Below are 9,844 nucleotides of genomic sequence, written 5' to 3'. Positions count from 1 at the left end.
CGGTGCTGGGCACCAAGTTTCAGATCATCGAACGGCGCTGCGGTGTGGCGATCGCCGGCACATTGCCCCCAGAGGCCGGCGACGGGCTGGCGCTGGTCGAAACCACTTTGCAGGCCATGGCGGCCCTGCATGCGCTCGATCCGGCAGCGGTCGGTCTGGGAGACCTTGGCAAACCGGAGGGCTTTCATGCCCGCCAGCTGAAGGGTTGGAGGCTCCGTGCCGACGCGGTGTGGCCCGACGGCCTGCCGGAACACGTGGCCGCCCTGATTACCGCGCTGGCCGCTGCCGTGCCGCCCGAAGCCGGCGCGCCAGTGCTGCTGCACATGGATCTGAAGCCCGACAATCTGCTCGTCGATCCCGCCACCTGCCAACCGCGCGCCATGATCGATTGGGACATGGCCACGCGCGGCCCACGCGGCTTTGATCTGGCCATCCTGCTGTCCTACTGGATCGAGCCCGGCGACCCCGATGATGTGAAGCCGCTGCTGGCCGTGCCCTCGCTCACGCCGGGTTGGCCAAGCCGGGCGGCGGTGGCGGCGCGCTATCAGGCCATCAGCGGCCACGACCCCGGCAACCTCGTGTGGCCCATCGCACTTGCCCGTTTGCGGCTGGCGGTGGCGTGGATGCAGCTTTACCGAAAATGGCAGCGCGGCGAGATGGACGGCACGCGCTATCAGGGGTTCGAGACATTGGCGCTGGCGATTATCGCCCACGCCGAAAACCAGTACCAGAAAGGCGCCTTGTGACCGATTTCACCCTGCCCGAAGAGACCAAGGCGCTGGCCCGCCGCACCCGCCAATTCGTGATCGACAAGATCATCCCCTTCGAACGCGACCCGCGCCTGACCCAGCATGGCCCCACCGATGCCTTGCGCGCCGAACTGGTGGCGCTGGCCAAGGCCGAGGGCCTGCTCACCCCGCAAGCACCCACCGAACTGGGCGGAATGGGATTCGATCACGCGACGCAAGCCGCGGTGTTCGAAGCCGCCGGCTGGTCGACGCTGGGCCCGGTCGCCATGAACTGCGCCGCGCCGGACGAAGGCAATATGTATCTGCTTTCGCGCATCGCCCGGCCCGATCAGGTGAAGCAGTTCCTTGCCCCCATGGTCAGCGGCGATCGCCGCAGCGTGTTCGCCATGACCGAGCCCGATGGTGCCGGCAGCGACCCCGGCCAACTGAAAACCACCGCCGTGTTCAACGGCAACGATTATGAGATCTCCGGCCTGAAATGGCTGATCACCGGGGCCAATGGCGCGAAAACCTGGATCATCATGGGCAATGTCGAGCCCAACGCCCACGGCGCCCACGGCCCCACCCTGTTCCTGTGCGAAGGCGAAACACCGGGCATCCAGATCGAGCGCGTCATGGACTCGATGGACCGCAACTATGTCGAAGGCCATTGCGTCGTCCGCTTCGAAGGGCTGCGGCTGGGCCCGTCGCACCTGCTCGGCGAGATCGGTTCGGCCTTCCGCTATGCCCAGATGCGCCTCGCCCCGGCCCGCCTCACCCACTGCATGCGCTGGCTCGGCGCGGCGGCGCGCTGCCAGCATATCGCGCTGGAACACGCCCGGGTGCGCACCGCGTTCGGCAAGCCGCTGCTTGCCCACCAAGGCGTCAACTTCATGCTGGCCGACAATGAAATCGCCCTGCATCAGGCCCGTCTCGCCATCCGCCACGTCGCCTGGATGCTCGATCAAGGCGTGCGCGCCCGCCACGAAAGTTCGATCGTGAAAGCCAGCGTGTCGGAAGATCTGTTCAAGGTCACCGATCGCTGTGTGCAGATCCTGGGCGGCATCGGGGTGACATCGGAAACCGTGGTGGAAATGATCTTCCGCGATATGCGGCCGTTCCGCCTCTACGACGGCCCGACTGAAGTGCATAAATTTGCCATCGCCACCCAGCTGGAACGGACGGGCAGCGCGTTTACCGATCCGGTGGGTTGGTAATCAGAATCGCAAACCGGTTGCGGCAGCGAGATCGGCGAGGGCCTGGGCCTCGCCGGTTACCTTGATTGCCGTCATGCCCAGCGCCGCGGCCGGCTTGCAGTTGATGCCCAGATCATCAAGATAGACACAGTCCGCCGCCGCCACGCCCAACGCTTCGCACATCATCAGATAAATGCGCGGATCAGGCTTGCGCAGGCCGACCTTGGCGCTCTCGATGACATGGTCGAACTCGGCCAGGATATGCTTCACACTCGGCCCCCAGCCAATATCCTCTTCACTCGCCACATTGTTGGTGATGCAGCCGGTCTTGAATGCCGCCTTGCAGGCCCGCAGCGCCGCCACCATCCCCGGCCGCACATCGCCGGCCAGCAACGGCAACACCGCGCCGCCCGGCACATCATGGCCCAATGCCATCGCTTCGGCCCGAAATTCGGCATCGAACGCGCTGGTGCTGATCTCGCTGCGCTCCAGCCGCGCCCAGGCATTGCTGTCGGGATTGGTGGCATTGACCGTGCGGATGAAGCCATGCGGCAGACCGCGCTGCGCCTCATACCGGGCAAAGGCCTCAAACGGCGACGACGTGATCACCCCGCCGAAATCGAAAATCACCGCTGCGATGGCCATGGCTGGTTCCTTGTTGATGGACCATCTTTACGCGTGGCCGGCTCGGCGTTCACCAGAGAAAAGAACAAGGGAAGCCTCCGGCGGGCAGGGTCGAGGACCCTGCACCCGTTCGTTTCGGGTTTTTCCACCCGTCTTCGCAGTCATTCCGCTGCCCAAAGGTCACAAAGGTCACAGATTTGGCTGGTTTCGATCGTTTTTTGATCGCGATTTGAAAGAGCATCGGTTGCAACCGATGCCCATCATTGCCAGCAATTGCCGGTGTAGGACAGGCTGAGCATGGATGCTGGCCTGCGCCAGCATGACCGTGGCTTTTGATCGAAGGCTGCCCGAAAACAAACGGGTGCGCAGGTCTGCGACCCTGCCCGCCGGAGGCCCTACTTGCTGCCTTAGATGGAGAAACTCGACCCGCAGCCGCAGCCCGACGCCGCCTGCGGGTTCTTCACCTCGAACGCTGCAGCGCCGATCTTCTCGACAAAATCGACTTCGGCGCCTTCGAGGAAGGGCAGCGAATCGGGATCGACCAGCATGGTGATGCCGTCGGTTTCAACGATGGTGTCGCCATCGGCCGGGGCGGCTTCAAGGCCGAAGCGATATTGGAAGCCGGCGCAGCCGCCGCCATCGACGGCGAGGCGGAGCATCAGGCCGGGCTTGCCCTGGCGGGCCGCGATCACGGCAACACGCTTTGCAGCGGCGGGGGAGAGGCGGGGCAGGCTTTCCATGACCCCAATGTAAGCGTCAGGCGGGCAAGCTGCAACCGGCGCGTGGATCAGCGGCCCGAACGCATTTTCCAGCTGCGGCCACCGGCCATCACCATGTCGTCGCTGGCCAGCGGCGCAAACGGCTCGTTGCTGGCGAGATCGGCGGGCGCGATCACGGTAATGCGTGAACGGGCCGGGGCGCTGACGCCATAGCTGGCGAGATCGAGGAAGGGCTGCGGATCGAGAGCGCGGCCATCAAGGCGAACTTCGAAGTGCAGGTGGGTGCCGGTGGAACGGCCGGTCGAGCCCATGCCGCCAATGACTTCGCCCTGGCGAACAACATCGCCTTCCTTCACGTGGAAGCGGCTCATGTGGCCATAGCGGGTTTCCAGGCCATTGCCGTGATCGACAACCACGACCTTGCCATAACCGGCCCACCAGCCGGCGCGCACGACAACGCCATCGGCAGCGGCGTGGATGGCATCGCCGGTCTTGCCGGTCATGTCGATACCGGCGTGGAAGGCACCGCCGCCGTGGAACGGATCGGAACGATAGCCGAAATCCGACGATTGGCTCATGTGATTGACCGGCAGGAAGGCCGGGATGCGGGCAAACGTGGCGATGACGGCGGCGCGGCGGGCGGCATCGGCCTGCAGATCGCGCACTTGCGGATCAGTGGCGGTGATGAACGGGCCGCCAAGGCCGGTGCGGCCAGCCAGAAAGCGATCAGTCAAAGAGCGATCGGCCAGGAAGCGGTCCGGATTGAGGCCAAGGCGGCGCAGCACGGCTTCGGCGCGTGGCATGCCGGCCGGGGCGGCACCAATCAGCGCGGCGACCGGCTGGCCGGCGCGCGGCAGCATGCGGGCCAGAGTGGCTGCATTGGTGCGTTCGTTGGTGAGAGCCGACAGGAATTCGTGGCGGGCATCGGCGACACTGCTGGCCTGATTGGTGGCGCGGTCGTCCGGCATCATCGCGGATACGGCGAGATGGGTGGAAACCAGCGCGGGGGAAACCAGCGCGGGGGAAACGGCTGCAAAGCCATCGCTGGCTGAGGCAGGATTTGCTGCGGCAGGAACAGCAGCGGCAAAGGCCATCAGGCCCAGCACTGCCATTATCTTGCCGTTCAGAAATTGCATGACCCAGTGCGACCCTTCGTCAGGCAGGATCAGCAGGAAAGGCGGGAGCAGGCACCGGAATCAACTTCCAGTGTCAGAACCCATCAAAACCACTGTCCCCTTTTGCCGCCGGTGAACCCGACTGACACCGTTAACAAAGCAGCCGGGGCCGGCGCGAACAACCGGGCAATTGGCCCAGAGCGGCCAACCGTTCAGCGCGGGCGATGAAATGTGACCGTTGCGTGCCATTACCGTGAAACTTTCGGTCGGCGGCGCCGTATCTACGCTTGTGGCAGCAGTTTGATCCGCCGGATGGGCCCCGGTTGGCGCATTGCTGCGCGAGGGCGTCGGCGGCGAATCAGGATGATCGGGCATTCCCCTGTGCCCACCAGCATCCGATCGCCGCCGACATTTTCATGTGTTTCGTAAGGGTGGCGCTGCGTAACCAGATCAGGCGGGTTCAGGCCAGCGCGCGGGCGGCGTCCAGCACCGCTGCGGCATGGCCCGGCACTTTCACCTTGCCCCATATTTGCGCCACCGTGCCATCGCGGCCAATCAGGAAAGTGGCGCGCTCGATCCCCATGTATTTCTTGCCGTACATGGATTTTTCCACCCACGTGCCATAGGCTTCGGTCACCGCGCCCGGATCGCTGCCAAGCAGCACGGTCAGGCCATATTTGGCGCGGAACTTGGCGTGGCTGGCAACGCTGTCACGCGAAACGCCGACGACCACGGTATCCGCCGCCGCGAAATCGCCCTGCAGGGCGGAGAAATCCTTGCCCTCGTTGGTGCAGCCCGGCGTATCATCCTTGGGGTAGAAATAGAGCACCAGTTTCTTGGCCGTGAAATCGGCCAGGCTGATGGGGCCAGTGTCGCCTTCCATGGTAAAGGCGGGGGCGGCGGTTCCGGGTTCTGGCATGCTCACGATCATTCTCCTGTGCTGAAGATCTCTGCCCGTGCCACGCGCACCTGCTCTCTGGCGATGGCCAGTTGCTCCACCAGGCCAGTGAAATTTGCCGCACCCAGGGCATGGGCAAGGATGGCGGCGACCGGTTCGGGCAGGGTATCGGGCACGCGCGCGCCGGCAAACAACAGCCGCAGCCAGATCAGGCAGCGCGCCAGCACATCATGGGCCTGGGCCAGTTCGGCGGGCAGTTCGCCGGCGGCAATCAGTTCGGCCAGCGCCGCCGGCAATTCGGGATGCAGGCCGCGCCCACTGGCGAGCTGGCGGAAATGCACGAGGAATTCCAGATCAACCAGGCCGCCCGGCGCCAGCTTCACGTCGAACCGGCCTTGCGGCTTCTTGGCGGCAGCCATGTCGGCGCGCATCTGCAGCACGGCCGCACGCAGTGACGGGACGTCGCGCGGGCGGGCAAGCACATCACGGATCACGGCGGCGGCCTGCTCCGCCGGCCCGGCGACGATGCGGGCGCGAGTGAGCGCCATATGCTCCCAGCTTTCCGCTTCCTCGTGCTGGTAGCGGGCGAAACTGTCGATCGAAAGCGCCAGATTGCCCTTTGCGCCCCACGGCCGCAGCCGCGTATCGACCTCATAAAGCGCGCCGGCCGCCGTTGGCACCGATAGCGCGGTGACCAGCCGCGCCGCCAGCCGGTTGAAATATTGGCTGGCCGGCACGGGTTTGGCACCACCCGACAGGGTTTCGTGATGGCCGGTGAACAGGAAGACCAGATCAAGATCAGAAGCGTGGGTCATCGCCCGGCCACCGTGCCGGCCCAGCGCCAGCACCAGCAATTCGCCGCCAGGCACCTGGCCGTGGTTCACCGCAAATTCGGTCGCCACCGCCGGCAACAGGATGCGCACGGCGGCATCGGCAAGATCGGCCAGGCTGCGCCCCACCGCCAGCGCGCCGGCATGGCCTTCGATCAGCTGCGCGCCCAGCTGAAACCGCACTTCGGCTGTCCACCGCCGCACCCGGTCCAGCCTGTCCTCCAGCCCTTGCGCGCCCTGGCACAGGCTGGCGAGCTGCCCGGTCAGCGCGTCGGCGTCGGGCAACGGCGCAAAGGCATCGGGCGACAGCATGACATCGAACAGCGCCGGATCGCGGGCCAGCGCTTGCGCCAGCACCGGCGTGATGCCCACCAGGTTGCCGAGCAGCCCGACAAGGCGCGGATTGGCGCGCAACAGCGCCAGGAACTGCGCCCCGGCCGGCAACGCGGCAAGCAGGCCATCAAGGCGATGGGCCGCCGTGGCCGGATCGGCGGCGGCGGCCAGCCTTTCGATCAGACCGGGCAGCACCGCTTCGAAATCAGCCCGCGCCGATTCGCTGCGCAGGGCACGATACTTGCCCTGCCGCCAGCTGGCGATCAGCGGCGGCAGCAGTTTCACCAGGCCGGCATAATGCTGTTTCAACCACGGTTTCGGATCAGCCGGCACGGTCGTTGCTTCGGGCATGGCGGCACGGATCAGGCGATCATAGGCGGCCGCCACCGGTTCGGTGATGGATTTCAGCAGGGATTCGAGCGCCTTTGCATCCTTCAGCCCGCACAGCCGGGCCACCGCCTGACGATCGGCGATCAGGCGCGGGATGGCGTGGGTCTGCTCGTCGCGGCGCATCTGCAACCGGTGTTCCAGCGTGCGCAGGCTCCGGTAGCTGGCGGCCAGCTGCACGGCTTCGGCGGCGGGGATATGGCCGGCCGTGGCCAGCGCCGCCAGCCCATCCAGCGTTGCCGGGCAGCGCAGTTCGGGATCGCGCCCGCCCCAGATCAGCTGGTTGATCTGGGCAAAAAACTCCACTTCGCGGATGCCGCCGTGGCCGCGCTTGAGGTCAAAGCCGGGGCCGTTGGTCTGGCCGCCTTCGAAATGATCGCGGATGCGCAATGATACCGACTGGATGTCGCGCACCGCCGTGTAATCCAGGCTGCGCCGCCACACGAACGGGCGGATGTGGGCGAGGAAATCGCGGCCCATGGCGACATCGCCGCCGACGGCGCGAGCCCGGATGAAGGCGACCCGTTCCCAGGTCAGCGCTTCGGATTGGTAATAATGTTCCGCCGCCGCCAGGCTGATCGACATCGGCGTGATTTCAGCTGCAGGGCGCAGGCGCAGATCGATGCGGGCGACATAGCCATCGGGCGTCAGATCATTGAGGATGGCGACCGCGCGGCGCACGATGCGGACGGCAGCTTCGCCGGGATCTTCACTGCCCCGGCACGGAACCAAGGCGGGATCGTGCAGAAAAATGAGATCGGCATCGCTGCTGTAGTTCAACTCGCGGCTGCCCAGCTTGCCCAGCGCCAGCGCGACCACGCCGCGATTGGGCGCGCCGCGTTCGGCCAGCGCGGCGGCGATCGCTGCATCGATGGCGCGATCGTTGAAATCCGACAGCGCGGCGGTCACCTGCTCCAGCGGCCACAGGCCCGCCAGATCGGCGAGCGCCACCACCAGCGCCACATCACGCCGGGCGGTACGCAGGCGCGGCATGATCGGCTGGCTGTCGTCGCCTGCCAGCGCCAGTGCAGCGGCCACGGCGGCATCGGGGCCCTGCGCCGCCAGCAGCGCCAGTGTGCCAGGCCGGCCACGGATCAGCCCCTTCAGAAACGGCGCCTCGGCCCAGGCGGCCACAGCGGCATTGGTGAGTTCGGGCGACAGGCCAGCCGGCAGCAACAGCGCCAGATCAGGCGGCGGGGCCATTGACGGCGTGACAGCAGGCAAGGCAAACTTCATACGCTCTGATGCCAGCCCGTTCAGCCGCCAGCAAGCGGCCGGACGGCAATCAGGCCGACAAGTTCAACAGGAGAGCGAGATCATGACTGCAAAGCCTTTGGCCCTGCTGGTATTGTTGACGATGCTTGCCGCGTGCAACACGATCCAGGGTGCTGGCCGCGACATCAAGAGCGTGGGCGGTGCGATCGACAAATCGGCGGGTGCGTCCAAGGACTAAGCCGCGGTTTCCTTCGCAGTTTCAGCAGCCGCCACCTTGGCGCGGCGCTTTTCCGTGAACCAGATGCCGATGATCGAGATTTCGTAGAGCAACATCAGCGGGATGGCGAGCGCCACCTGGCTCCACAGATCAGGCGGGGTGAGCACGGCGGCGGCCACAAACGCCGCCACCACGGCATAGCGGCGCCCGGCGATGAGCTGCTTGCGGTTGATGATCCCGGCGCGTTCCAGCAGCATCAGCAGCACCGGCAGCAGGAAGGCGACGCCAAAGGCCAGGATCAGGCTCATCACCAGATCGAGATATTCGCCCATCGCCGGCAGCGCCTCGCGGTTGATGCCGCCGGCGCCGCCCATTTGCTGGAAGCTGAGGAAAAAACGGAACGCCGCTGGCATCACGCCATAATAGGCCAGCGCCGCGCCGCAGGTGAACAACACCGGGGTGGCCAACAGGAACGGCAGCAGCGCCTTTTGTTCCTTTTTGTAGAGGCCGGGCGCCACAAAACGCCACAGTTCGTTGGCGATCAACGGAAACGCGATGCAGATGCCGGCAAAGGCCGCGACGCGGATTTCGGTGAAAAACGCCTCATAAAGCTTGGTGTAAATCAGCCGCGCGCCGTTGCCCGAGGCATCGACCAGCGGCTGCACCAGGAAATCGAAAATCTTGCCCGCCTGGCTGAACGACGCCGCAAAGGCGATGACGAAATAGACCACGCAGCGCAGCAGGCGGCCACGCAGTTCGATCAGATGATCGAGCAACGGCGCCTTGCTGGCGTCGATGTCGCTGCGGTCGATCTCTTCGCTCACGCCTGTTCGCCTTCAGGAGCGGCAGCAGGCTTTTTTGCACGCGGCTTGCGGGGCTTTTTCACGGGCGGAGCGTCTACTACAGCTTCGGCGGCAGCTTCGGCGGCAGCTTCGGGGGGCGGCGCCGGCCATGCTTCATAGGCAGGTTCGGCCGGCACTGATTCAGAAATATGGGGCCCGGACAAATCTGGCAGCATGTTTTCCGGCAGCGCCGTGGCCTTCATGATGGCGTCGTTCTGCTGCGCCCACAATTTCTGCATTTCTTCCAGTTCGGCTTCGCGCATCATCGAATCGAAACCGGTGCGCAGATGCCGGCTCATGGCGCGGGCCTTGCCCACCCATTGGCCCACCCAGCGCATTGCCTTGGGCAGGTCTTTCGGGCCGATGACCAGCAGGGCCACCAGCGCAATGAGCATCAGTTCAGACGAATCAATACCAAACATGGCACAACCCTGCGGCGGGCCTCAGCCCCTGTTCAAGGGTCAGCCGCGCGCGTCTTCAACCGGGGATTTGGCTGGAGTTTGCGGGTTCTGCGTCACCTGCGGGTTCTGCAAAGAGGGGGGCGCAGCCGGGTTGCCAGGGGCGGCATCATCGTTCAGCCCCTTCTTGAAGCTGTTGATGCCCTTGGCAAAATCACCCATCAGATCGGAAATGCGGCCACGGCCAAACAGCAGCACGATGACCAGGATGACCACCAGCCAATGCGTGAGGCTGAACGAACCCATGATGTGAGACCCTTACCGTTGCGCGGAACTATCCGC

At 65.4% G+C, this 9,844-nt stretch carries 11 protein-coding genes; 3 read left to right on the top strand and 8 right to left on the bottom strand.

Translation table 11 applies throughout. The features are described 5' to 3' along the window. Nucleotides 1-746 (top strand): phosphotransferase family protein (locus RMO81_RS01935; RefSeq protein WP_310474039.1); only part of this gene is annotated, 746 nt, incomplete at its 5' end. Continuing rightward, nucleotides 743-1,945 carry an acyl-CoA dehydrogenase family protein gene (locus RMO81_RS01930; protein WP_310474038.1) on the top strand — a complete coding sequence of 401 codons (1,203 nt, stop codon included), beginning with the start codon at nt 743-745 and terminating at the stop codon, nt 1,943-1,945. The genes RMO81_RS01935 and RMO81_RS01930, both read left to right, overlap by 4 nt. Here the strand turns inward: RMO81_RS01930 and RMO81_RS01925 are convergent, their stop codons facing one another. The 5 genes from RMO81_RS01925 to RMO81_RS01905 all read right to left on the bottom strand — a co-directional run bounded on the left by RMO81_RS01925 (nt 1,946) and on the right by RMO81_RS01905 (nt 8,033). Next, nucleotides 1,946-2,569 (bottom strand): HAD-IA family hydrolase, encoded by a 624-nt coding sequence (locus RMO81_RS01925; protein WP_310474037.1) that lies wholly within the window; start codon nt 2,567-2,569, stop codon nt 1,946-1,948. Nucleotides 2,570-2,955: 386 nt separating this feature from the next. Further along, the gene (locus RMO81_RS01920) at nt 2,956-3,288 is read right to left on the bottom strand and encodes an iron-sulfur cluster assembly accessory protein (protein ID WP_310474036.1); all 333 of its coding nucleotides are present in this window, start codon (nt 3,286-3,288) and stop codon (nt 2,956-2,958) included. Nucleotides 3,289-3,335: 47 nt separating this feature from the next. Beyond that, nucleotides 3,336-4,403 carry a M23 family metallopeptidase gene (locus tag RMO81_RS01915; protein WP_310474035.1) on the bottom strand — a complete coding sequence of 356 codons (1,068 nt, stop codon included), beginning with the start codon at nt 4,401-4,403 and terminating at the stop codon, nt 3,336-3,338. A 439-nt stretch (nt 4,404-4,842) separates the two neighbouring features. After that, nucleotides 4,843-5,301, bottom strand: coding sequence for a peroxiredoxin (locus RMO81_RS01910; RefSeq protein WP_310474040.1), 459 nt, complete (start codon nt 5,299-5,301; stop codon nt 4,843-4,845). Nucleotides 5,302-5,309: 8 nt separating this feature from the next. Next, nucleotides 5,310-8,033, bottom strand: a complete 2,724-nt coding sequence (locus RMO81_RS01905) for a bifunctional [glutamine synthetase] adenylyltransferase/[glutamine synthetase]-adenylyl-L-tyrosine phosphorylase (RefSeq protein ID WP_310474034.1) — start codon at nt 8,031-8,033, stop codon at nt 5,310-5,312. A 115-nt stretch (nt 8,034-8,148) separates the two neighbouring features. On the opposite strand from RMO81_RS01905, the gene RMO81_RS01900 reads away from it, so the two are divergent. Then, nucleotides 8,149-8,283, top strand: coding sequence for an entericidin A/B family lipoprotein (locus RMO81_RS01900; protein WP_310474033.1), 135 nt, complete (start codon nt 8,149-8,151; stop codon nt 8,281-8,283). Here the strand turns inward: RMO81_RS01900 and tatC are convergent. From tatC to RMO81_RS01885, 3 genes are read right to left on the bottom strand one after another with little or no spacing between them, the layout of a single operon-like run. Continuing rightward, the gene (gene tatC / locus RMO81_RS01895) at nt 8,280-9,086 is read right to left on the bottom strand and encodes a twin-arginine translocase subunit TatC (protein WP_310474032.1); all 807 of its coding nucleotides are present in this window, start codon (nt 9,084-9,086) and stop codon (nt 8,280-8,282) included. The genes RMO81_RS01900 and tatC overlap by 4 nt on opposite strands. Continuing rightward, the gene (gene tatB / locus RMO81_RS01890) at nt 9,083-9,526 is read right to left on the bottom strand and encodes a Sec-independent protein translocase protein TatB (protein ID WP_310474031.1); all 444 of its coding nucleotides are present in this window, start codon (nt 9,524-9,526) and stop codon (nt 9,083-9,085) included. Before tatB ends, tatC begins: the two co-directional genes overlap by 4 nt. 39 nt (nt 9,527-9,565) lie before the next feature. Next, nucleotides 9,566-9,808 carry a twin-arginine translocase TatA/TatE family subunit gene (locus tag RMO81_RS01885; protein WP_310474030.1) on the bottom strand — a complete coding sequence of 81 codons (243 nt, stop codon included), beginning with the start codon at nt 9,806-9,808 and terminating at the stop codon, nt 9,566-9,568. Nucleotides 9,809-9,844 lie beyond the last annotated feature (36 nt).

The sequence above is a fragment of the Sandarakinorhabdus sp. genome (genome assembly GCF_031422795.1).
In the GTDB taxonomy this organism is placed as follows: Bacteria; Pseudomonadota; Alphaproteobacteria; order Sphingomonadales; family Sphingomonadaceae; genus Sandarakinorhabdus.
The sequence above is the reverse complement of the archived record's forward strand: the minus strand, read 5'-3'. Positions and strand labels throughout refer to the sequence as shown.

Bases quoted from the DNA above. Each gene is read 5' to 3' on its own strand.
- RMO81_RS01910 (WP_310474040.1), bottom strand. From the start codon at position 5,301: ATGCCAGAACCCGGAACCGCCGCCCCCGCCTTTACCATGGAAGGCGAC.
- RMO81_RS01915 (WP_310474035.1), bottom strand. From the start codon at position 4,403: ATGCAATTTCTGAACGGCAAGATAATGGCAGTGCTGGGCCTGATGGCC.
- RMO81_RS01920 (WP_310474036.1), bottom strand. From the start codon at position 3,288: ATGGAAAGCCTGCCCCGCCTCTCCCCCGCCGCTGCAAAGCGTGTTGCC.
- RMO81_RS01925 (WP_310474037.1), bottom strand. From the start codon at position 2,569: ATGGCCATCGCAGCGGTGATTTTCGATTTCGGCGGGGTGATCACGTCG.
- RMO81_RS01905 (WP_310474034.1), bottom strand. From the start codon at position 8,033: ATGGCCCCGCCGCCTGATCTGGCGCTGTTGCTGCCGGCTGGCCTGTCG.
- RMO81_RS01885 (WP_310474030.1), bottom strand. From the start codon at position 9,808: ATGGGTTCGTTCAGCCTCACGCATTGGCTGGTGGTCATCCTGGTCATC.
- RMO81_RS01900 (WP_310474033.1), top strand. From the start codon at position 8,149: ATGACTGCAAAGCCTTTGGCCCTGCTGGTATTGTTGACGATGCTTGCC.
- tatB (WP_310474031.1), bottom strand. From the start codon at position 9,526: ATGTTTGGTATTGATTCGTCTGAACTGATGCTCATTGCGCTGGTGGCC.